The sequence below is a fragment of the Cohnella sp. SGD-V74 genome, from assembly GCF_003001675.1.
GTDB lineage: Bacteria > Bacillota > Bacilli > Paenibacillales > Paenibacillaceae > Cohnella.
Genome location: NZ_PVYW01000001.1, coordinates 274,516 through 297,651, shown reverse-complemented (window position 1 = coordinate 297,651; position 23,136 = coordinate 274,516). Strand labels below are relative to the sequence as shown.

Sequence of the window (23,136 nt, the reverse complement as noted above, 5' to 3'; positions counted from 1 at the left end):
TCAGGAAAGCTGATCGTATTGCTATTTTCGGATATAATGGGTTTGGATCGCAAATTAATTATATATACCGGAAGGTTAATTATGCAATGACGAAATTTCGAACGAAGGAGGGGAAGGCGATGAACGCATCCCGTTCCAAGCGCGCCCCCGGAAGACCGAAGAGCGGACCGAACCGTCCGTCGATGAGGGACAAGGTGCTGCTGACCGCATCGGTCCTCTTTATGGAGCTGGGCTACGAACCGGTCTCGATCAATATGATCGCGGAGCGCGCCGGAGTCACCAAGGCGTCCGTGTACTATTATTTCGCCAACAAATCGATTCTGTTCACGGCCGCCGTAACGGAAATGATGCTGCGAATCAGCGCCGTCACCGAGCGGATCATCGGGGAAAACGGAAGCTTGCGCGAACGTCTTGCGCAGATCGCCCTGTCCAAAATGACGAAGTCGCAGGCCCACGTCGAGTTCGAAAGCTTGATGCGGGAGGCTCTGCCTTCGCTGAGCGAGGAGCAGCGCGCCGAAATCCGCCGGGCGGAGCATCGCATTCACGAGGTGCTGGCCGCCGAATTCGCCAGGGCGATGGAGAGCGGAGAGATTCCGCCGGGGCATCCGATGCTGCTGTCCCATGCTTTCTCCGCGCTTCTGATGATCGGCAGCCGGGAGCGGATCGGCGAAGAGGAGTTTGCTCCCGAGCGGCTGGCAGCGGCCGTCGTGGATTTGTTCTTGAACGGGGCGGGGGGCAAGTAAAGAGAGCTTCCTCCGTCTCCTGGCGTCGGCTTGACACGAATCGCGCGAATTGGCTATAATCATGGCATACTTTGGCTGCGATAAGGATCAGTACTCGCAAGACGTTATTTCAGAGAGCCGGCGGTTGGTGCGAGCCGGTTGACGAATGCGACGAACTCGCCTTGGAGCCTCCGAGCCGAACGTTTTCGATACGCCGAACGGACGAAGACGGGTAGGCAAGGCGTTACCTCTCGTTACGAGGCTGAGTGGGCGGACATCCAAGCAGGATGCCGTCAACTAGGGTGGTACCACGGGAGATACGCTCTCGTCCCTAGCGACAACGCTGGGGGCGGGAGCTTTTTTATTTACTGACAAAGGGAGTTAAACGACATGGCACAGGAACAGGGTCAAGGCTATCAGCCGCTGAAGATCGAACCGAAATGGCAGAAACATTGGGACGAGAACAAGACGTTCAAGACGACGGAGGACGCGGGCAAGCCGAAGTTCTACGCGCTCGACATGTTCCCGTATCCTTCGGGAGCGGGGCTTCACGTCGGCCATCCCGAAGGATATACGGCGACCGATATCGTCAGCCGCTACAAGAGAATGAAAGGCTTCAACGTGCTGCATCCGATGGGCTGGGACGCGTTCGGCCTGCCGGCCGAGCAGTACGCGCTGCAGACGGGACGCCATCCGCGCGAGATCACGTTCGAGAACATCGACAACTTCCGCCGCCAGATCAAGTCTTTGGGCTTCTCGTACGACTGGGACCGGGAGTTCAGCACGACGGACCCGGACTACTACAAGTGGACGCAGTGGATTTTTATTCAGTTGTACAAAAAAGGGCTCGCCTACGTCGCGGAAGTTCCGGTGAACTGGTGTCCGGCGCTCGGCACGGTTCTGGCCAACGAAGAGGTTATCGACGGATTGAGCGAGCGCGGAGGACATCCGGTCATCCGCAAGCCGATGCGCCAATGGATGCTGAAGATTACCGAGTACGCGGAAAGATTGCTGGAGGACCTGGAGGAGCTCGACTGGTCGGAGAGCATCAAGGATATGCAGCGCAACTGGATCGGCAAGTCGACCGGCGCGGAAGTGACGTTCGCCATCGACGGCCGCGACGCTGCGCTGACCGTGTTCACGACGCGGCCGGATACGCTGTTCGGCGCGACGTACTGCGTGCTCGCTCCCGAGCATGAGCTGGTCGGCTCGATTACGACCGCCGATCAGAAAGCCGCCGTCGAAGCGTACGTCGAGCAGGCGGCGCGCAAGAGCGATCTTGAACGTACGGATTTGGCGAAGGACAAGAGCGGGGTATTCACGGGCGCTTACGCGATTAATCCAGTGAACGGCGCGAAGGTGCCGATCTGGATCGCCGACTACGTGCTCGGCGGCTACGGCACGGGCGCAATCATGGCCGTTCCGGGCCACGACGAGCGGGACTGGGAGTTCGCGAAGAAGTTCGGCCTGCCGATCGTGGAAGTCGTCGCCGGCGGCAACGTCGAGGAAGCGGCATATTCCGGCGACGGCAAGCTGGTCAATTCGGAGTTCTTGAACGGATTGGGAACGGCGGACGCGATCAAGGCGATGATCGCGCATCTGGAGAAGGAAGGCAAGGGCAACGGCAAGGTGACGTACCGTCTGCGCGACTGGCTGTTCAGCCGTCAGCGTTACTGGGGCGAGCCGATTCCGGTGCTGCACTACGAGGACGGCACGATGGACACGATTCCGGAAGAGGAGCTGCCTTTGCTGCTGCCGGACGTGGACGCGATCCAGCCTTCCGGCACGGGCGAGTCTCCGCTTGCCAACGTGACCGAATGGGTGAACGTCGTCGATCCGCGCAACGGGCGCAAAGCCCGCCGCGAGACGAACACGATGCCGCAGTGGGCGGGAAGCTGCTGGTACTACCTGCGGTTCATCGATCCGAAGAACGACAAGGAAATCTGCTCGCCGGAGAAGCAGCGCGAGTGGCTTCCGGTCGACCTGTACATCGGCGGCGCGGAGCATGCGGTTCTGCACTTGCTCTACGCGCGCTTCTGGCACAAGGTGCTGTACGACATCGGCGTCGTGAACACGAAGGAACCGTTCCACAAGCTCGTCAACCAAGGCATGATTCTCGGCACGAACAACGAGAAAATGTCCAAATCCCGCGGCAACGTCATTAACCCGGACGACATCGTCGGCGAATTCGGCGCCGATACGCTGCGGATGTACGAGATGTTCATGGGACCTCTGGAAGCGACGAAACCTTGGAACACGAACGGCGTGGAAGGCGTATTCCGCTTCCTGGCCCGCGTATGGCGCTTGTTCGTCGACGACAACGGCAGCCTCAGCGGCAAAATCCAGGACGTTCCGGGAGACGATGCGTTCCGTCGGGTATGGCACAAGAGCCTTAAGAAAGTCGGCGAGGACTACGAAGGCTTGCGCTTTAACACGGCGATCAGCCAGATGATGATTTTCGTCAACGAGGCTTACAAGACGGAAGTGCTGCCGAAAAAAGCGATGGAAGACTTCGTGCAGATGCTGTCCCCGATCGCCCCGCATATTTCGGAAGAGCTGTGGGAGAAGCTCGGCCATTCCGAGTCCGTCTCTTACGCGCCGTGGCCGGAGTACGACGTATCGCTTACGGTGGACGCCGAAGTCGAGATCGTCGTTCAGGTGAACGGCAAGATCGCCGAGCGTCTGAAGATCGCCGCCGATCTGGACGAAGCGGGCATGCAGGCCCAGGCGCTCGACTCGGCGAAGGTGCAGGAGCTGATCTCCGGCAAGACGATTCGCAAAGTGATCGCCGTCAAGGGCAAGCTCGTCAACATCGTCGCCAATTAACTTGAGCCTCGGGCCCGCTGCCTCGAAATAGGAGCGGCCGCCCAATGGCGAAACTGCAAGGAACGCAGGAACGATACAATAATCGCAGCGCGAAGCACGCGCCGCTTGACTCCGTCTTCAGGGACGAGGTCGGGCGGCGTTTTTGTTTTTCCTCGTATATCGGACGAAAGGGGGGGATAGCGTCAGGCGGAACTCAATGCGCAAAGGGAGGGACTGTAACCGTTCTGCATGAACGGCCAGACGTGAGGGAGGCCTATGTGGGCGAAACCCGCTCTACCCCGCGGCTAAGTGCGCTCGCGGGGGAAGAGGGAGGAGTCGACGCGGTCGAGGTCTTCGGCGAACTTCTCGTGCGTCGTGTACAGCACTTGCAGGAACGCGCCGCGGGTCGACTTGCGCAGCGACTCCAGGGCGGCGGCCGTAATGCCGCCCGGTACCGACACCCGGGCTTGAAGCTCGGCGGGCGAGCAGGGGAGTTCCAGCATCAGCCGCGCCGTGCCCAGCATCATCTCGCAGGCCAGTGCGGTTGCCGTCTCCCGCTCCATGCCAGCGGACAGCACCGCGGCGTCAATGAACTGCTCGAGCAGGAACGCCATGAAAGCCGGACCGCAGCTGGACAAGTCCGAGGCGACCCGGACTTCCTCCTCCGGGACGCAGATCGGGCGGCTGATCGAGGCGAACAGCTCCCAGAGCCCCCGCTTATCTTCTTCCGCAAGCCGGGTTCCCCACATGACGAGCGAGGCTCCGCTGCCGACGGCGTTCACGACGCTGGGGATGATTTTCGCGACTTTGCTGGACAGCAGCTCCTCCAGCGAGGAGATTTTGACGGGGCTCGTAATCGAGACGACGATCTGCTCCGGGGTTAATACGGGCGCAATCTCGTCCAGCACCCTGCGGAAGTCCAACGGTTTGACGCACAGAAACAAATAATCGGCCCCGATCGCGGCTTCCCTGTTCGAAGCGGCGATATGAAGGCCGGGATACTGCTCGGCCAGAGCGGACAGCCTGGTTTGCGTTCGGGAGCTGACGACGATGTCGTCCGGCTGCATCGCGCCGGCGCGTACGAAGGCCCCCACCAATAAGCTTCCCATACTACCCGCACCGATGAAGCCGATCTTCATCCTGGTCCCTCCTACAGAACACTCGTCTTTGACGTTCATTCATTCCAATATATGAATACGTGCTTGGACGTCATGAACGATTTTTCATATATTTATGCGAAAAAAGAAACGGAGGATACAGAAATATGAATAAAAATAACACTTTCCGCATGCGCAAGCCGATTGCCGCGGCTTTATTCGCCATCGGGGCGGCGGTGTTCTGCATCGCTTTATTCGGCGGGTCGCGGCAGCATCCGATCGCCGGCTGGACGCCCGTCAACGATTCGCTGAAGCAGGCGATCGACGCGCTAACTTCGGAAGAAGGGAACGCCTCATTCCTGTCGACGCCTCTGACGCCAAGCGCATTGCCGACCCAAGCTCCGATCCAGCCGCCGACCCATTCGTCAAGTCCCGCATCTCCCGATGTTGCCGCCGAGACTTCGGCGTCAGCAAGCGGTGTCGGCTCCTCGTCCGATGCGCCGGGCAGCCCTCCGGGTCTTTCGGAAGAGTCGCCAGACGCCTCTCCGGCTCCCCCGGCAGAGCCTGTTAAGGACGCTGAAGAGGATTCGCCCGCCGTCGCCGCCGGAACGCTGGACTTGAACAAGGCGACCGAAGCCGATCTGGACGCGCTGCCCGGCATCGGCCCCTCGAAGGCGAAAGCCATCGTGGCGCACCGGGACAAAATCGGCGGCTTCCGACGCGTGGATCAACTGCTGGACGTCAAAGGAATCGGGCCTAAAGTGTTCGAACGGCTATCCGCTCTCGTCCACGTCGCGGCCAGGAAATAAAAACCTGAGGATAGCTTTTACAATGGCCATATTTTATGAGAGAATGGGAGGGAAATCTATCTAACTATTAATTTTATTGGGAGGTTCAACCCGAATGAGCAACGAATCGTATTCTCTGGAAACGCTTGCGGTGCATGCAGGGCAGCAGATCGATCCGTCCACGATGTCCCGCGCGGTTCCGATTTATCAGACGACATCCTACGGTTTTCGAGATACCGATCATGCCGCGAACTTGTTCGCGTTGAAAGAGTTCGGCAATATTTACACCCGGATCATGAACCCGACCTCGGACGTGTTCGAGCAGCGGGTCGCCGCCCTCGAAGGCGGCGCTGCCGCGCTGGCGGTCAGCTCCGGACAAGCGGCGATCACGTATTCCATCTTGAACATCGCGGGAGCGGGAGACGAGATCGTCTCGTCGGCCAGCCTCTACGGGGGTACATACAATCTGTTCGCGATCACGCTGCCGAAGCTGGGCATTAACGTCAAATTCGTCGATCCGTCCAACCCGGAAAATTTCCGCGCGGCGATTACGCCGAAGACGAAAGCGGTATTCGCGGAGACGATCGGCAACCCCAGAGGAGACATACTGGACATTGCGGCGGTCTCTTCGATCGCGCACGATAACGGCATTCCGCTCATTATCGACAGCACGTTCACGACGCCGTTCCTGCTCCGTCCGCTGGATCACGGCGCGGATATCGTCATTCACTCCGCCACGAAGTTTATCGGCGGCCACGGAACTTCGATCGGCGGCATCGTCGTCGACGGAGGCAAGTTCGACTGGAAGGCCAGCGGCAAGTTCCCCGGCCTAACCGAGCCGGACCCAAGCTATCATGGCGTCGTATATGCGGATGCGGTAGGTCCGATTGCGTACATCATTAAAATGCGCGTGCAATTGCTGCGCGACATGGGGGCGGCGCTGGCTCCGTTCAACTCCTTCATGTTCCTGCAAGGTTTGGAAACGTTGCATCTGCGCATGGAGCGCCACAGCAGCAACGCGCTTGCCGTCGCGAAGTTCCTCGAGGCGCATTCCGCGGTGGAATGGGTAAGCTATGCAGGGCTGGAAAGCCACCCGTCCCACGAACTGGCCAAGCGTTATCTGCCTAACGGCCAAGGCGCGATTCTGACGTTCGGAATCAAGGGCGGCGTAGAGGCCGGCAAAAAAGTGATCAACGCGGTGAAATTGTTCTCGCACTTGGCGAACGTCGGCGATTCCAAGTCGCTGATCATCCACCCGGCGAGCACGACCCACCAGCAGCTGAGCGAGGAAGAGCAGATCGCGGCCGGCGTGCAGCCGGGAATGATTCGCTTGTCGGTGGGAACGGAAGGCATCAAAGACATTATCAACGATTTGGAACAAGCGCTGGCGGCAAGTCAACAGTAATTCGGCAAGCCCCGGTGCGGAGGTAGGGAGATGGCAGCCTTGCGCAAAGACTGGGACACGTATTTCATGGATATCGCTTTTATGGCTTCTACCCGTTCGCGCTGTCCGCGGCGCCATGTCGGGACGGTGCTCGTTCAGGGGAAAAAGCTGCTCGGCACGGCGTACAACGGCGCTCCGATGGGCGTGCAGGATTGCTCCGAGGCAGGCTGTATGATCGTGGAAGAGTATGAGCCGGCCTCAGCCGGCTCCTCGGAGATGATCAAGAAGCAGCGCTGCATTCGGACGATCCACGCCGAGCAGAACCTGCTGCTGTTCACCGATCGGGTGGATCGCGAAGGCTCCGTCGTCTACGTGACGGACCAGCCCTGCTGGACATGTGCGAACATGCTCGCCAACAGCGGCATCGCGGAGATCGTCTACTTCAGGCCGTACCCGAAGGATTACGCCAAAGTCGCCGCCCTGATGGAGCAGCGGGGACTCATTTTCCGCAAGCTGGACAACTACGTTCCTCCCGCGGACACTGAGGTTCAGGACGGTTCGTAGCTATGGAATAGCGACACAGTGGAAGAGGAAGCACCTCTTCGCCGAGCTTAACGCTCTGCGGGGAGGTGCTTTTTTGCGTTTGAAAGGGAGGGAAAGGGAATGAATCGAAGGCCGTTGGTCGCCGTAAGCTGTTGTTGGATCGTGGGGACCGCGCTGCTGTCTTTGTGTTCGGTGGAAGGCGCCATATGGGCGATCGCGGGACTGCTGACGGTGCTGCTGGCACTGGCGTTCGCGGGCGCGACTTCCCCGAAGCTGGCGCTTGTGTGCGCAGCCGCGCTGGTAATCGCGCATGGAGAGAGGGCGTGGGTCGATCAGCGCTTATCATCGGATATTCAGGCGGCCGAGGTGGAAGCGGGAGGCGGAATAGCCGAGCTTGGCGGCCGGCTTGACTCCGTAGCGGAAGTGGACGGAGATCTGGTGACGTTCAGGCTGAAGGCGGAGAAGATACGATTAGGCGATTTCGATGAGAGGCTTACGAAGGATGATATCGTCGTTCGGGTAAAGCTGGCCAAGCAATCCGAACAGCAGACGGCTGGGGAGTGGAGGAGGGGAGACCGTGTGCGTCTGTTCGGCACGCTGGAGCTTCCCGGGGAGGCCGGCAATTTCGGAGCGTTCGATTATCGCCGCTATTTAATGAAGCAAGGCGTTTTCTGGCAGCTTTCCGTCCAAGGTCTGGATACGATCGAGTACAAGCGGGAGCCGGCCCCTGTGTGGATGAAGCCGCTGAGACTGTTGGACGACTTGAGAGATCGGATTGGCGAGCTAGCGGATCGCCTGTACCCGAACGGAGACTCGGGATATATGAAGGGGCTGGTCGTCGGCATTCGCTCCGATCTCGATCCGGTGCAGTTCGATCAATTCGCGAGATTGGGGCTGACGCACATTCTCGCGATTTCGGGACTGCATGTGGCCGTAATCGTCTATTTGCTGCTGCAGATCGGCGGATGGCTCAGGCTGACCCGCGAGCGAACGCTCGAACTGACGATTGCGATGATGCCGGTCTATATGATGGTCACGGGAGCGTCGCCGTCCGCGGTTCGCGCCTGCCTGATGGCGATGATCGCGCTGAGCCTGGCCCGGCGCAACGCGTTGAAGGACGGCCTGCATCTGCTGTTCGCCGCAGCGATGGCTATGCTGATCTGGAATCCGCTGCTGATCGAAGACGTCAGCTTTCAGCTCTCCTTCATCGTTACCGCCGGGCTGATTCTGTTCGTGCCGGCGTTGTCGGAGCTGATTCCGATCAGATGGAATTGGCTGAAGGGGGCGATCGCGGTTACCGTAACCGCCCAGATCGTATCTTTTCCGGTATCGGTCTACTACTTCCACTCCATGCATCTGTTGTCCCTTCCGGCCAACTTCGCGCTTGTTCCTTTCATCAGCGTCATCGTGATGCCATTGGGCATGGCTTCCCTCGTGCTCGGCGGGATATGGTCCCCCCTCGGCATTGTTCCGGCGAAGCTGGCGACGATGGGCAACGACCTGACCTTCCTGACGGTCGACTGGCTAAGCGGCTTCTCGGGCTGGAGGACGATATGGCCTCAGCCGTCTTTGGCCTGGGTCGTCTGCGCGTACGGGCTGATGGGAATCGGTCTTGCGGGACTGAGGCGCCGCTCGAACCGGCTTAGGGAGCGGGAATGGTGGAGCGGGCAAGCGGCAGGGCTGGCGGATGCCGAAGTTACGGCGCCGCTCGATTTGACCATTCCCGGAACGACTCGCGCCGAGAGGTTTCGCTCGCTTGCCAGGCGCGCGGCGTTCGGTGCCGCCCTCTCCGGTTGGCTCGTATGGGGAGCGCAGCCGGCCTGGCTGGATCGCGAAGCCGAAGTTTCTTTTCTGAACGTGGGGCAGGGAGACAGCATCCTCATCCGGACCGGCTACGGCAAACATATTCTGATCGACGCCGGAGGGACGGTCAGCTTCCGCAAGCCGGGAGACGAATGGAGGGAGAGAAGCGATCCGTACGAGGTCGGACGGAAGCTGCTCGTTCCGTTGCTGCTGAGCCGGGGAGTCGGGAAGCTTGACGCGCTCGTGCTTACCCACATGGACGCGGACCATATCGGAGGCGCGCGGGCCGTGCTGGACAATATCCCTGTGCGGGCGCTGCTGTTTAACGGCGCGTTAAAGGATTCGCCCGGCGCGCTGGCGCTTATGCAGACGGTGGCGGACAAAGGCATTCCCGTCTATGCCGCGCATTCGCCGCTGGAATGGCAAGCCGATGCGTCCGCGACCTTCCGGGTGCTCTACCCGTTGCCGTCCGGCAACGAGTCCGACGAACCGGTGACGTCGAGCGAGGAGCAGAACGACCGAAGCGTCGTTTTGCTGGCGACGTTGTACGGACGGCGATTTCTGCTGCCCGGGGATTTGGAGACTCGGGGAGAACATGCGGTCGTGGAAGCGGAACACGCCATAAGGGGGAGTGCCGCAGATGAAGACGTCAATAACAAACGCCTCAGCATCGACGTGCTAAAAGCCGGTCACCACGGGAGCAAGACGTCGACGACCGGCTTGTGGGTCGATTTCTGGAAGCCGACGGAAACGGTCATTTCCGTCGGGCGCAACAACTTCTACGGCCATCCGAATCCGGGTGTACTCCAGCGTCTCGAAAATGCGGGCAGTCTGATCTGGAGGACCGACGCCGACGGCGAAATCCAGTATCGGATAGCGCCGGACGGCGCGATGAAGCGCAGAACGATGATCTCAGCCGGCCCGGACCTGAATTAAGCTTCGGGGATATAGCGAATGTTGGCCGCGATGGCCAACAGCAGCGGTCGAACGACGCTCGCGCTGTCGCCGGCATATTGAAGCACGACGCAGATCGGACGATTCGCATCCCGATCGTAAATAAAATAATCGCGGCGATTGTAGGGTGCATTGCCCGTAAACTCCGTTCCCATGTAGTCTCCGTAAATGGCCAAATCGTCTTCCTTGCGCAGCTCGGGAAGATCTTCTTCGCCCGCAGCCTTGAACGTCAGGGATGCCGAGCCGTTCTCCGTCGTGTAAGTGAACCCGTCCGTCAACACAATCTTGCGCAATACTTTATCGCCGTCATTGGGCAGATATGTCCCGACAGAGAATGTTTCATTGGCAAACCAAGTGGATTCGTACGCTTCCCCGTCGACTTCGAGCCGCAGGCTTTTGCTGCCGTCATAGGCTCTCTCGACAATTAAACGGTCCAGATCGGTCTCTACGGAACTCTCGTCCGTAAGCTTCAATAAGTCTTCGCGTATTCCGTAACGGTACGTTAAGGTCCGATCCGGCAGCAGCGCAAGAAAGATACGCTGCGAACCTTCGTAGACGACCGCGCTCGGTTCCTCGGCTCGCAAAGCCTCATTGACGTCGACGAACAACAGCCGATCCTCGAACTTTTTGTAGATTTGCACCTTGCCCGTTGCGAACGTCTCCGTCGCGACGACTTCGGGAATTCCGTCCTCGTCGAGATCGACTTCCTGCGCGTGCGCGTTTAGCCGGAAGTCGCTGATCGGAACGCCGGGCGTCTCCTCTTCGAAATGAATCCAGACATTCACGACGCAGTTGGCGCCGCACGGGCCGAAGATTCGAAAACCGGACAGCCCGAAGGCGCTGCTTGGCGTGACGGAGACATCGTCAGCGTAAACGAGCTCGCCGATCGGTCCGATTTCGTACAGATGGTCAGTCTCCCTGTGTCCGGTAGCGCTCCCGCCGCTCGCCTCCATGCCGGCATACAGCTGGGAGTCGCCTTCCTCTCGTACGTAGATCGCAAAGCTTCCCGTTCCCTCGACCTCGATGGTTCGTTGAATGCGGACGGACGCCTTGTCGATTCGTTTCCCTTCAACGCGGTCTGTCTCCACGGGATAAACCCCCGAATGGTTCTCCGGGCTCTCGTACGCGAGCCGGACTTCCGAATCGGCGATGGGAGGCGGTGGAGTTTCCGAAGGCTCGGGCTCCGGGCTCTCAGGTGTCGGGAGCGGCTGATCCGGAGATGGAACCGGGGAAGGTTCGTCCGTCACTGCCGGAGAAGGAGCGGGAGAGTCGGGCCGGGCGAGCGGGATAATCAGCAGAACGGCAGCGACGCACAGGGCGACAAGCGCAGTGCCGGCGATCCAGCGTCCGCTTCGCCTCCGAGCGCGGGGCTGCTCGACGATTCGCCCGACTTCCCGTTTCATCTCCTCGGTGAACAAGGAGTCGCCGAGTCCTCCTTTGGCGATCGAGTACCAATCCGGTCTGGTTTCCTTCATTGTTCCCACCCCTTCAGCCGCTTTTCGACTTCTTTGCGGGCGCGATGAAGCCTCGACTTCACCGTGCCTGCCGGCAGGTTCAACACTTGTGCGATTTCCTGCACCGTTAATTCGTGCTCCAGGTCCAGCACGAGCGCCTCCCGGAGCTTTTTCGATAATCCGAAGATGACGTCCCAGATTTCCGCGGCCGATTGCCGCCCCAAGTACGCCGATTCGGCGGACGGTGCCGATTGCTTGGGGCGTACCGTCTCCCGCAGCCCGATTTTCCGAAAATAACTCGAAGACAAGTAGTTCAGACTCTGGTTCCTGGCGATCGCGAGAAGCCAGGTTTTCAAGGAGGACTGCCCTCTGAAGGAGCGGATATTGTAATGCGCTCTAATGAATACTTCCTGGGAGATATCTTTGGCCTGCTCCCTGTCTTTCGTGAGAACGTAAGCGTATTTCCACACATCGTCGCCGTATCGGTCCATGAGTTGCCTAAGCTCGGCGCCGTCAACCGATTCGACGTGCTTTAGATAATCGGGCTCCACGAGATCACCTCCACCCTATTAGACCGGTCAATTCGCGCTCAGGTTCCGTTTATCCAACATAAAACATTGTGACTTTCCACGCATTTTTGCTAGACTTAGAGAGTATGGATTACTAGTTACCGAAAATTCCCACGGGGGAATTGCAACCTTTATTCGGACGCATGCGTCTGTGAAGGTGCAGGGGAGGAGGATCTTCTGTGGTGGAGCCGGCTCTGATCAAAGCCGCACAAGCGGGCGACCGGGAAGCTCTCGTTACGCTACTCCGCGAAATCGAGAATCAAGTGTACCGCACCGCGTACTATTTGCTGAACAACGAGCAGGATGCGCTCGACGCGTCGCAGGATGCGCTCATTCGGATATATACGAAAATCGGATCCTACGAGGAAAAAGCGCAGTTTCGCACCTGGGTGCAGCGAATCGTCACGAACATCTGCATCGACAAGTTTCGGCGCAAAAAGCCGTCCGTCTCCATTGATGAGCACGAGATGGTTTTCCAGGCGGGGGACAACGTGGAGACCGAAGTATTGTCCGCGTACGCCGCGGAGGAAATACGAGAAGCCATCGGTAAGCTTCCCGAGCATCATCGTACCGTTGTCGTTCTCCGGTATCTCCAGGATTTCTCTTATAACGAAATTGCCGATTCTTTGAATTTGCCGCTTAACACCGTCAAATCCTACTTATTTAGAGCCCGGCAACAATTGCAAACTTTACTTCACGATTATCAGAAAGGTGGTGTCCGGGGATGAAGTGCCAAGAGGTGATGGAACTCATGCAGCGTTACATTGACGGTGACTTGGATCAACAAGAAACATCGCTCATGATGGAACATGCCGATCGATGCTCGGATTGCGCCGCCATGTTGGCCAGACTTCGGAAGCTGTCGAGCGAGCTCGAGCAGTTGCCGCGGGTCGTGCCGAAGTTCAGCATCGTGGACTCGATTCTTCCGGAGCTTGAACGTCTGCATGCGGCCGGCAGCACGGCCATTGGGGCGGGCGAAGCCGCAGGCGATTCCGCCATTGCGTCGCCATCGCCGTCTCCGGTTCGTTCTAATCGGCCGGCCCGGCAGCAGCTCTTCCGCAAAATCTCCGGCGTCGTCGCCGCAGGGGTTGTCGTCGGTCTGCTTCTGTTCAGCAATCCGGGAGAATGGCTGCAGCGCGGCGGAAGCAGCAACGACGCGGCGATGCCGAGTCCGGCGTCGGCTCCGATGGCGAAGCAGGAAGCCAGCCTGTTCTCCGCCTCGGGCGCAGGAGAAGACGCGCAGGTCCAGGATCAGTACGGAGACGTGCTGAGAAACAAATCTGCGACTTCCGATTCGGGCGAGGCCGATCTTCCTGAAGGTTCCGCCGAGGCAAGAAACATGATGCCTGAGGAAGTCGAAATCACGCAGAATCCGACGCTTACGGGCGGCGGCGAGGATCCGGCGGTTTCGGGACTGTCCATTCCGGCCGAGACGGCGGATTCTCCGAATGACAAGTGGAGAGCCGTCGCGGTGGAAGGCAACGGAACGCTCCAGATTTACGGGATCGAGAACAACGAATTGGTGTACGATACGGAGCCGAAGGAAGGCCGCATCGGCCTGCTGATTTGGAGCGCCGACAGCACTGTGCTGAACTTTACGGTTACCGATGCCGACGGCAACGCGACGCAGTGGCAGCTTGACATGACGACGTTCGCGGAAACGAAGAGATGATGATCGGCTTCGCGGCTGTCACCCTTTCGGGTGCGGCCGCGTATAGTGTACGGTAGAAGCCGACGATCGTCTCCGGACTATCGTCACGCTCGTTCGCGCCGGTACCATGGGCCGGCCGGCGGACGTTGATATAGATGTCCGAGAACGGAGGGGTCGCGCCTCGCAAGAGGCGCGACCCCTTCGTCTATTTCGAGTGTGATTCCCCCGGTCTTTGTAGTACAATGAAAGATAACTTCTCGGTGCTGAAAACCGAACTACATAAGAGCAAGGAGCGGCATCATGGACGCCAAGCAAGCTTTTCGATCCATTAATCAAGGTCAAGTCTCGCCCGTGTACGTCATCTACGGGTCGGAGTCCTATATGATGAACGAATTCATCGAACGGCTGCAGGAGAAGCTGGTGCAGCCCGAGCACAGGGAGATGGCGATCGTCCGCTTCGACACGGGGGAGACACCGATCGATACCGTCGTCGACGAGGCGGAGACGCTGCCGTTTCTCGTCCCGAGCAAAATCGTGCTCGTCCGAGATCAGGTGCTGTTCGCTTCGGGCAAGGAGTCGGCCAAGACCGAGCACCGTCCCGAACGGCTTCTCGCCTATATGGATCAGCCCCTCGAATCGACGGTGCTCGTCTTTATCGTGCCCCAGGAGAAGCTGGACGAACGCAAGAAAACGGTGAAAGCGGCCAAAGCCAAAGATTGGGTCGTCTCTTTCGCTTCTCTGCAGCCGGATGAGCTGCTGCGCTGGCTCGTCAAGCGCGCCGGCAGCCAGGGACGCTCGCTGGGCGCCGACGCCGCGGATGAGCTGCTGCGGCGCGTAGGCACCGATATGCACGCGCTGGCCGCGGAGACGGACAAGCTGTGCCTGCACGCGGGGCAGGGAGGCGCGGTCACGCTCGAATCGGTGCGGACGCTCGTGCCGATGGCGACGGAGCAGAACGTATTTAAGCTGACGGAGGAACTGGCCGCGCTGCGCACGGCGGAAGCGATCTCGCTGTACCACGATCTGCTGAAGCAGCGGGAAGAGCCGATCAAGCTGATGGCGCTGCTCGTCCGCCAATTCCGCAACATGCTCTACGTCAAGGAGCTGGGAGGACAAGGCTATTCTCCCCAGCAGATGGCTTCGCAGATCGGGCTGCACCCGTACGCGGTGAAAATTACGGCCGAGCAGGCGCGCAAGTTCAGCCTGGAACGGCTGGCCTCGCTGCTCGGCGAGCTTGCGGAGCTGGATTACGCGATGAAGTCGGGGAGAGTGGACAAAGCGCTCGGACTCGAGCTGTTCCTGCTCCGAACCGGTTCCCGGGGAGCGAGCTGAGAGAAGCCGCCCTCGTCCCGACGCGCGGCAACATGAAAAACAACCAAAAGAGCCATCCTACAAGCAGGACGATCCTGCCGGGGATGGCTCTTCCATGGCTGCCGCCGTAAAGCGGCCGGCCGCATATTCGTCAAGCGCAGCCTTAAGCTTGCGCGGACAATGCGTTGAGTTTCTTGGCCAGACGGGACTTTTTGCGAGCGGCTGCATTTTTGTGAATGAGGCCTTTGGTTGCCGCTTTGTCCAGCTTCTTCTGAGCCGCGCCGTATGCTGCTTTAGCAGCGTTCACGTCCGTTCCAATTACCGCTGCGTCGGCTTGTTTAACAACCGTACGAAGAGCGGATTTAGCCGAAGCGTTGCGCAGGCGGCGAGCTTCGTTCGTTTTGGTACGTTTAATGGCGGATTTGATGTTTGGCATTCTTTTCACCTCCAGATCAAACAGAAGTATTTCTCCACACAACTTGTAACATTCTATCATGCAAGGGGGTAAAAAGCAAGGCTGATTTCCCACCTCAATCCGCAAGCGAAAGGGGCTTCAATTCACCCGATGGACAAAGATTTATCGATGTACGATATACGCACGGATCTGGCGCTGGAAGCAAAGGAGATCGCCTCGCAAGGGCATGAGACGCCGGATATTCCGGGGCTGTGGTCGGAGACGGCGAGCGAGGACGGAATCACCGTCACCCGCATGGAAATCCAGAACGATCAGGCCGCGCAGCGGATTGGCAAAATGGTCGGGCACTACGTCACGCTGGAAGTGCCGGACATGCGGCAGGGCGACACGGAGCTTCAGGACAAAGTGGCGACGGCGATGGCGAAAGAGTTCGAAGCGTTCCTGCAGCGGGTCGGAGTGACTCCCAAGCACAGCGTGCTCGTCGTCGGGCTGGGCAACTGGAACGTAACGCCGGACGCGCTCGGGCCGATCGTCGTGGAGAACATTATGGTGACGCGGCACTTCTTCGAGCTGATGCCCGACCAGGTAAGTCCGGGCTACAGGGCGGTCAGCGCGGTTGCGCCGGGGGTGCTGGGCACGACGGGCATCGAGTCGAGCGACATCGTGCAGGGCATCGTGGAGAAGGCGAAGCCGGATTTGATCATCGCCATCGACGCTCTTGCCGCCAAGTCCCTCGAACGGGTCAATACGACGATCCAGATCGCCGATACGGGCATCCACCCCGGATCGGGCATCGGCAACAAGCGCAAAGGGTTGACCAAGGAAATTCTCGGCGTGCCCTGCATCGGCATCGGCGTCCCGACCGTCGTGTACGCGTCCACGATCGTGAACAACACGATGGACATGATGTTCGAGCATATGAAGCAGCATACGGACAACACCGATCCGATGTTCGGCATTTTCGGCAAAATGGCCGACAATGAACGGCTGCAGCTCGTACGGGAAGTGCTTCATCCGCTCGGACATGACTTGCTCGTCACGCCCAAGGAGATCGACAAGTTCATCGAGGATATCGCCAACGTTATCGCCAGCGGCTTAAACGCCGCTCTCCACGAAGCGGTCGACACGGACAACGTGGCCGCCTATACGCATTAGCGCAGCCTCAAGTGGTCGGGGTTGTCCCGTAAGTAGGGACGTACAAGATTATCGATGAGAAAAAGTGAGCATCTATCTCCTGGAGACTGCCTCATACGGTCCTGAAATCACCTATTCACGGGTTTACCGTTCCCATTTCAGGATCGTATAGCATCGGAAGGAGATAGATGCTTCATCATGGGCATGCATCCATCCATCCATCGATAATCGATCTGTACGTCCCTTTTTACTTGTGGGACAGCTCCGTCTCTCATTCTAGCAACCTCCCGGTTCTATCATTCCCGCCCGTCTCATAGGATGAGATACCTGGGAAAAAAAGAGAGGGCGTCTTCGCAAGACGAAGACACCGGGAGGTAGAGCAACATGAAACGGATGAACGCATCGACGGATTGGCCGCTGCTGCGCGCGAAATGGCGCAAGATTCTGATTACCGGACGAGCCTTTTTCCTGCTCAGCGCAAGCTCAATGGCTCTGTTCGTCTTGCTCGGACTCGGGGGCTTGCTGCAGAACAAGCTGTCCGTATCGCCCGTTCAATCGATGAAAGGGATGGCCGCTTCGCTGTCGGGTCAATTTTTTCAATCGCTGCTCGCGATGGAGATGCCGCATATGGAAGCTTCGGCCGACTCGCCCTTCGAGACGGGCCGAATGGCGTCGTTCCTGCTTTGGTTTATGACCGACGTGAACCCCGACAATCCGAAGAGCCTGCTGTCGCTGGAGCTTCCGGGAATGGACCGCGACCGCTCCGTGCTCCTTCGGCCGGGGACGGGGGCGCCCGAAGCGCCCGAAGATCACGGCCCGCTTACCGAAGAGGGGCTGACCGCGGATCACGGGGACCCGGCCGAGTCGCAGGACCCCGACCGCTTTCCGGAGACGGAGCCCGATAACGAGCCTTCGGCTTCTCCCGAACCTTCGGGCGGAGAGGATAAGTCTTCCCCGGACGAAGAGCCGTCGACGGAAGGGCGCAAAATCGCGTTTATTTACCACTCTCACAACCGAGAGTCCTATTATCCGGAGCTTAAAGAAGGAACGAAGGACCCGAATTCGAGCAAAATCAACGTCACCCTGGTCGGCAAGCGGCTTGCCGGACAGCTTGAAAAACGGGGAATCGGAGCCGTGCACTCGCCCAAGGATTATCCGACGTCGGTTCAGGGCTATAATTGGAATTATTCGTATAAATATTCTTTGCAGACCGTGCGTCAGGCGATGGCCGACAACGAGGACTTGAAATTGTTCTTCGACATTCACAGGGATTCGCAGAGACGCGCGAAGACGACGGCGACGATCAAAGACAAGGACTATGCGCAAGTGTACTTTATTATCGGGCACCGCAATCCGAACTGGCGCGAGAACGAGGATTTCGCCAATCGCATCCACGAGCGGCTGGAGAAGCAGTATCCCGGCTTGTCCAGAGGGGTGTGGGGCAAGACGGCGGCCAACGGCAACGGGGAGTACAATCAATCCGTTGCGCCCGGCAGCGTGCTGATCGAGATCGGCGGCGTCGACAATACGCTTGAGGAATGCTATCGGACGGCGGACGCGCTTGCGAAAGTCATCTCGGACATTTATTGGAACGACGAGAAGGCGATTGAGGCGGCTGCGCCGCAAAAATAGAAAGGAGGTGCGCGAATGCGCAGAGATTCGTTCAAATTGCTTATTTTTGCCGGACTGCTCGGATTTGCTGTTCTGTACGGGATGGAGCTGTCCTCCAAAGGGATCGAGAACGTCAAAGGCCCGTGGGAAACGGAGGGCGCGACGGTCGAGCAGCCTGCGGCGGACGACGATTGGACGCTGCCTGCGAAGGACCCGCGGCAAGGCGCGAAGCCCCGGGAGGAGACGCGATCCCAGGCGCAGGAGGAGGGGCTTAACGCCGGAGAGGGAGACGAAGAGTTCGGCATTCCGAGGGCGGATCGCGAGCCGATCGTCGATCGCATGTCCGGCAAGACGGCCGAAGTGCTGCACGATCTGTCCCGCAACGGCATTCGCATGGTCGTCTCCCTGTTCGACAAAGTGCTCGGATAGCGAACGGCGGCATGATCGGTCCGAATCGGGGTTGCAAGATGGAGGAGACAGCGCCCGGTCGGCTTGACGCGGGTCCGGCCGTAGACTATGATGGGAGTAATTCCGTTTCAAAGGGGAAATTTTAATGTTGGTCATGGTTCTGAACTGAATTATTCAATAAGTCGCTAACGATCCATGCAAGGAGCAACGAACCTCGAAGTACGCAGGTTTGTTTGCCGATGGGCTCGTCGCGGCTGGAATAACCAGTGAGGAACCGGACAAGACCGCCCCTACCGAAGCGAAGCTATCGGGGAGATCTGCCGTGCTCGTCAGGGTACGGTTTTTTTGCGCGATTTTTCGGGTTTGCGCCCGAGCGGCCGCGCGTCTCTTCGAGGCTGATTTCAGGCAGGCTGCGAGCTTGCGCCGATGGCGCACGTCCTCGCGGCCTGCTTTTTTATTTTCAATTTTAGGAGGCATGAACGAACGATGAGACAGCATTCCCTCGACAAACTGGAATATCCTCGCGCGATATCCGCGCTCCTGAATTACACGGTCACATATTTGGGGAAAAAGAGAATCGAGCAACTGCGGCCAATCGCGGATATCGCGATCATTCGGCGCAAGCTGGCGGAGACGGAGGAGGCTTCCCGGCTGCTGGCCCGAGGCGCGCATCCGCCCCTTCCTTCGCTGGAGGGCATGGAGGCGCTGATGGCTCTGCTCGGAACGGGGTACGTTCTGACCGAACAGGATTTCGGTCATCTCGCCCAGTTCGCGCGAAGCTGCGAGCAGCTGCGGCAGTACATGGCCGCGAAGAAAACCGAGTTTCCGTCGGTGGCCGGCTACGGCATGTCGATGTACGATCTGAAGCCGCTGCGGGAAGCGATCGAAGCCTGCGTCGACCGGGGACGCGTCGTGGATACGGCGAGCCCGGACTTGCACAAGGTGAGGAAGAAAATCCGCGCGACGGAGGAGAAGCTGCAGAAGCGGCTGGAGAGCCTCATGTCCAAGCTGGCGGATTGCCTGCAGGAGAGAATCGTCAGCCGCAGAGACGGCAGATTCGTGCTGCCGGTGAAGCGGGAATATCGCAAGCGCGTACCCGGAGCGGTGCTGGACGAATCGTCGAGCGGCCAGACCGTGTTCGTCGAGCCGTCGGAGCTGGCCGGTCCGCAGATGGAACTGAGCGAGCTGCGGTTTCAGGAAAGCCGCGAGGAGACGCTTATTCTCGCCCGTCTGACCGGCGAGGCGGAGTCGTATGCGCAGGAGCTGTCCGTCAACCTGGACGCGGTCGGATACTGCGATTTTCTGTTCGCGAAGGCGAAGTGGGGGCTGGCGATCGGGGGCATCGCTCCGGAGCTGAACGGCGATCGCGTGCTGGATCTCAAGGAGGCGCGTCATCCGTTTCTGGCGGCGAAGCCGGTGCCGCTCGACATTCGCGCCGGCGACGGCTATCGGGCGCTGCTGATCACGGGACCGAATACGGGCGGCAAGACCGTCGCGCTCAAGACGGCCGGACTGCTCACGCTGCTGGCCCAGTCTGGCCTGCTTATTCCCGCCGCCGAAGGAAGCCGCGTCGCCGTATTTCAATCGGTCGAAGTCGATATCGGGGACGGCCAGAGCCTTGAATCGTCGCTGAGCACGTTTTCCTCCCATCTGCGCAACGTGATCGACATTCTCGCTCATGCCGGGCCTTCCACGCTGGTGCTGCTGGACGAACTCGCGACCGGCACCGATCCGGGGGAGGGGGTCGGCCTGTCGATCGCGGTGCTGGAGGAGCTGTACCGTCGCGGCTGCGTGATCATGGCGACGACGCATTTTAACGAGATCAAGGAATACGCCCGGGTGACGGAAGGCTTCCGGAACGCCCGGATGGCGTTCGACGAAGAGACGCTCAGCCCGCTGTACCGCCTGGACATGGGGGAGGCCGGCAATAGCTATGCCTTCGTTATCGCCTCCAAGCTGGGCATTGCGCCGCGCATTATCGAGAGGGCGCGTACGATCGCAGACCGGTTGAAGGAAGGGCGGGGCGACGCAGCCGTCCCGCCGGCGAAGGAAGAGCCGAAGCATTCCGGTTTCCGAGCGGACAATCGCAAATCTGAGCGGCATTCGCAAGGGCGGGCGAAGTCGGAGGAGACGAAGCGGGAGCTTGCCGGCCGATGGTCCGTCGGAGACCTCGTATTCATCCCGCATCTGCGCAAGCCGGGCGTCGTCTATCGGCTGCCGGACGAGAAGGGCAACCTGATCGTGCAGGTGCAGAAGGAGAAGATCAAGCTTAACCACAAGCGGATCCGCAAATATATCGACAAGAAACATCTGTATCCGGGAGAAGATTACGACTTGGACATCGTGTTCGATTCGGTGGAAAACCGCAAGAAGCGCCATTTGATGGGCAAGCGGCACGTGGACGGCCTGACGATCGAGCGTCCCTCGGAGGAGTAGCCGCGCGGGGACACTGCCGGCTTTGGTTGGCGCCTCATGGCGCAGGAGAACGGCCCGGCTCCGAACGGGTCGGTCTCTCGCACGCGAGAGCGGAGCTCCGGGTCGGACGTTGGCCTCCATTGATGAGAGCGGCGGACGCTGTTATAATGAAGTGATCGTCATTCGACGTTATGGAACCGGCTGGAGGTACTCATTGGAATGGCAGAACTGTCTATCAAGCAAAGTCACATTCGCAATTTTTGCATTATCGCGCATATCGACCACGGCAAATCGACGCTGGCCGACCGCATTTTGGAATATACGGGCGCACTGACTTCCCGGGAAATGCAGGAGCAGGTGCTGGACTCGATGGATCTGGAGCGCGAGCGCGGCATTACGATCAAGATGACGGCTGTCCGTCTGTTGTATAAGGCCGACGACGGCGAAACCTATTTGCTCCACCTGATCGACACGCCGGGACACGTCGATTTTACGTACGAAGTATCTCGCAGCCTGGCAGCGTGCGAAGGCGCAATTCTTGTCGTCGACGCGGCGCAGGGCATTGAAGCCCAGACGCTGGCCAACGTCTACTTGGCGCTGGATAACAATCTGGAGATCGTTCCGGTTATCAACAAGATTGACTTGCCGAGCGCCGAACCCGATCGCGTTAAGCAGGAGATCGAGGATGTCATCGGACTCGACGCCAGCGATGCGGTGCTCGCCTCCGCGAAGAACGGAATCGGCATCAGAGAAATTTTGGAGCAGGTCGTCAAGCAGGTTCCGCCTCCGCAAGGAGATCGCGACAAGCCGTTGAAGGCGCTTATTTTCGATTCCCACTATGATGCATATAAAGGCGTCGTCTGCTCCATTCGCGTCATCGACGGCACGATCAAGGCCGGCACGAAAATGAAGTTTATGGCCACCGGAGCACAGTTCGAGGTTGTCGAGGTCGGCACATTCATGCCGCGACCGACGGCTGTAGCCGAGCTTGGACCTGGAGACGTAGGCTTTGTCAGCGCTTCGATCAAGAACGTGAAGGATACGCGAGTCGGCGATACGATCACTGACGCGAAAAATCCGACCTCCGAGCCGCTTGAGGGCTACCGAAGCATTAACCCGATGGTGTTCTGCGGCATGTATCCGATCGATTCGACGGACTACAACGACCTGCGGGACGCGCTGGAGAAGCTGGAGCTGAACGACGCTTCGCTGCGTTACGAGCCCGAGTCCTCTCAGGCGCTTGGCTTCGGTTATCGCTGCGGCTTCCTGGGGATGCTGCATATGGAGATCATTCAGGAGAGGATCGAGCGCGAGTTCAACATTCCGCTTATTACGACCGCTCCAAGCGTTATTTACCGGGTAACATTGACGAGTGGGGAAGTGCAGGAAATTTCCAACCCGGCCGATTACCCGGATTCCGCCAAGATCGATTTCGTCGAGGAGCCTTTCGTCAAGGCGTCGATTATCGTTCCGAACGACTACGTAGGCGCGATTATGGAGCTGTGTCAGGGCAAACGCGGCGAGTTTATCGACATGCAGTATCTGGACACGGATCGCGTTACAATCCAATACAATGTGCCGCTGGCGGAGATTGTCTACGATTTCTTCGACCAATTGAAATCGAGCACGAAGGGCTACGCTTCGTTCGACTACGAGCTGATCGGCTACCGGCAATCTTCGCTCGTCAAGATGGACATTTTGCTGAACTCCGAGAAGGTCGACGCGCTTTCGTTCATCGTGCACAGGGACCGCGCCTACAACCGCGGGCGGGTCATCTGCGAGAAGCTGAAGGATCTTATTCCGCGCCAGATGTTCGAGGTTCCGATCCAGGCGGCGGTCGGGCAGAAGATCGTCTCCCGCGAGACGATCAAGGCAATGCGCAAAAACGTGCTTGCCAAATGCTACGGCGGCGACATCTCGCGTAAGCGCAAGCTGCTCGACAAGCAGAAGGAAGGCAAGAAGCGGATGAAGCAGGTCGGCAACGTCGAAGTGCCGCAGGAAGCGTTCATGGCCGTATTGAAGCTGGATGAGGATTAAGATGAGGGAAGCGGGCTGCCGGCCCGCTTTTCTCT

18 protein-coding genes and 1 other annotated feature are annotated in these 23,136 nt (G+C 59.1%); of the genes, 14 read left to right on the top strand and 4 right to left on the bottom strand.

Annotated elements, in window-relative coordinates:
- Window positions 1-119 precede the first annotated feature (119 nt).
- Window positions 120-743 carry a TetR/AcrR family transcriptional regulator gene (locus B0G52_RS01390; RefSeq protein ID WP_158223529.1) on the top strand — a complete coding sequence of 208 codons (624 nt, stop codon included), beginning with the start codon at window positions 120-122 and terminating at the stop codon, window positions 741-743.
- A 68-nt stretch (window positions 744-811) separates the two neighbouring features.
- Window positions 812-1,058: a binding site (T-box leader), on the top strand.
- A 54-nt stretch (window positions 1,059-1,112) separates the two neighbouring features.
- The gene (gene leuS, locus B0G52_RS01385) at window positions 1,113-3,548 is read left to right on the top strand and encodes a leucine--tRNA ligase (protein ID WP_094041716.1); all 2,436 of its coding nucleotides are present in this window, start codon (window positions 1,113-1,115) and stop codon (window positions 3,546-3,548) included.
- Between the two features lie 284 nt (window positions 3,549-3,832).
- Here the strand turns inward: leuS and comER are convergent, their stop codons facing one another.
- Complete coding sequence (gene comER, locus B0G52_RS01380; protein WP_094041715.1) at window positions 3,833-4,666, bottom strand: late competence protein ComER; 834 nt, start codon at window positions 4,664-4,666, stop codon at window positions 3,833-3,835.
- A 125-nt stretch (window positions 4,667-4,791) separates the two neighbouring features.
- On the opposite strand from comER, the gene B0G52_RS01375 reads away from it, so the two are divergent.
- The 4 genes from B0G52_RS01375 (at window position 4,792) to B0G52_RS01360 (ending at window position 10,078) form a co-directional block, all read left to right on the top strand.
- On the top strand, window positions 4,792-5,433 hold the full coding sequence (locus B0G52_RS01375; RefSeq protein ID WP_094041714.1) for a ComEA family DNA-binding protein: 642 nt from the start codon (window positions 4,792-4,794) through the stop codon (window positions 5,431-5,433).
- Window positions 5,434-5,527: 94 nt separating this feature from the next.
- Window positions 5,528-6,817: a homocysteine synthase gene (locus B0G52_RS01370; RefSeq protein WP_094041713.1), complete on the top strand. Its 1,290-nt coding sequence runs from the start codon at window positions 5,528-5,530 to the stop codon at window positions 6,815-6,817.
- A 30-nt stretch (window positions 6,818-6,847) separates the two neighbouring features.
- Window positions 6,848-7,360 (top strand): deoxycytidylate deaminase, encoded by a 513-nt coding sequence (locus B0G52_RS01365; protein ID WP_094041712.1) that lies wholly within the window; start codon window positions 6,848-6,850, stop codon window positions 7,358-7,360.
- 99 nt (window positions 7,361-7,459) lie between these two features.
- On the top strand, window positions 7,460-10,078 hold the full coding sequence (locus B0G52_RS01360) for a DNA internalization-related competence protein ComEC/Rec2 (RefSeq protein WP_094041711.1): 2,619 nt from the start codon (window positions 7,460-7,462) through the stop codon (window positions 10,076-10,078).
- Here the strand turns inward: B0G52_RS01360 and B0G52_RS01355 are convergent.
- Together B0G52_RS01355 and B0G52_RS01350 are read right to left on the bottom strand one after the other, a co-directional pair.
- Complete coding sequence (locus B0G52_RS01355; RefSeq protein ID WP_094041710.1) at window positions 10,075-11,571, bottom strand: hypothetical protein; 1,497 nt, start codon at window positions 11,569-11,571, stop codon at window positions 10,075-10,077. The two genes, B0G52_RS01360 and B0G52_RS01355, sit on opposite strands and share 4 nt — an antisense overlap.
- Complete coding sequence (locus tag B0G52_RS01350) at window positions 11,568-12,101, bottom strand: RNA polymerase sigma factor (RefSeq protein ID WP_094041709.1); 534 nt, start codon at window positions 12,099-12,101, stop codon at window positions 11,568-11,570. The genes B0G52_RS01355 and B0G52_RS01350 overlap by 4 nt, the downstream gene beginning before the upstream one ends.
- A 197-nt stretch (window positions 12,102-12,298) precedes the next feature.
- Between B0G52_RS01350 and B0G52_RS01345 the strand changes: the two genes are divergently transcribed.
- From B0G52_RS01345 to holA, 3 genes are all read left to right on the top strand, one after another.
- Window positions 12,299-12,847: an RNA polymerase sigma factor gene (locus B0G52_RS01345; protein WP_094041708.1), complete on the top strand. Its 549-nt coding sequence runs from the start codon at window positions 12,299-12,301 to the stop codon at window positions 12,845-12,847.
- Complete coding sequence (locus B0G52_RS01340; protein ID WP_094041707.1) at window positions 12,844-13,791, top strand: anti-sigma factor family protein; 948 nt, start codon at window positions 12,844-12,846, stop codon at window positions 13,789-13,791. The genes B0G52_RS01345 and B0G52_RS01340 overlap by 4 nt, the downstream gene beginning before the upstream one ends.
- Before the next feature lie 279 nt (window positions 13,792-14,070).
- Window positions 14,071-15,102 (top strand): DNA polymerase III subunit delta, encoded by a 1,032-nt coding sequence (gene holA, locus B0G52_RS01335; RefSeq protein ID WP_094041706.1) that lies wholly within the window; start codon window positions 14,071-14,073, stop codon window positions 15,100-15,102.
- Between the two features lie 142 nt (window positions 15,103-15,244).
- Here holA and rpsT read toward each other — a convergent pair whose 3' ends face one another.
- Window positions 15,245-15,517, bottom strand: coding sequence for a 30S ribosomal protein S20 (rpsT, locus tag B0G52_RS01330; protein ID WP_094041705.1), 273 nt, complete (start codon window positions 15,515-15,517; stop codon window positions 15,245-15,247).
- A 129-nt stretch (window positions 15,518-15,646) separates the two neighbouring features.
- On the opposite strand from rpsT, the gene gpr reads away from it, so the two are divergent.
- The 5 genes from gpr (at window position 15,647) to lepA (ending at window position 23,101) form a co-directional block, all read left to right on the top strand.
- Window positions 15,647-16,651, top strand: a complete 1,005-nt coding sequence (gene gpr / locus B0G52_RS01325; RefSeq protein ID WP_094041704.1) for a GPR endopeptidase — start codon at window positions 15,647-15,649, stop codon at window positions 16,649-16,651.
- Window positions 16,652-17,014: 363 nt separating this feature from the next.
- Window positions 17,015-18,262, top strand: coding sequence for a stage II sporulation protein P (gene spoIIP, locus B0G52_RS01320; protein ID WP_094041703.1), 1,248 nt, complete (start codon window positions 17,015-17,017; stop codon window positions 18,260-18,262).
- Between the two features lie 15 nt (window positions 18,263-18,277).
- Window positions 18,278-18,670 carry a hypothetical protein gene (locus B0G52_RS01315; RefSeq protein WP_094041702.1) on the top strand — a complete coding sequence of 131 codons (393 nt, stop codon included), beginning with the start codon at window positions 18,278-18,280 and terminating at the stop codon, window positions 18,668-18,670.
- A gap of 465 nt (window positions 18,671-19,135) precedes the next feature.
- Window positions 19,136-21,085, top strand: coding sequence for an endonuclease MutS2 (locus tag B0G52_RS01310; protein WP_094041701.1), 1,950 nt, complete (start codon window positions 19,136-19,138; stop codon window positions 21,083-21,085).
- 198 nt (window positions 21,086-21,283) lie between these two features.
- A complete protein-coding gene (gene lepA, locus B0G52_RS01305; RefSeq protein WP_094041700.1) occupies window positions 21,284-23,101 on the top strand; it encodes a translation elongation factor 4 in 1,818 nt (605 codons plus the stop codon).
- Window positions 23,102-23,136 lie beyond the last annotated feature (35 nt).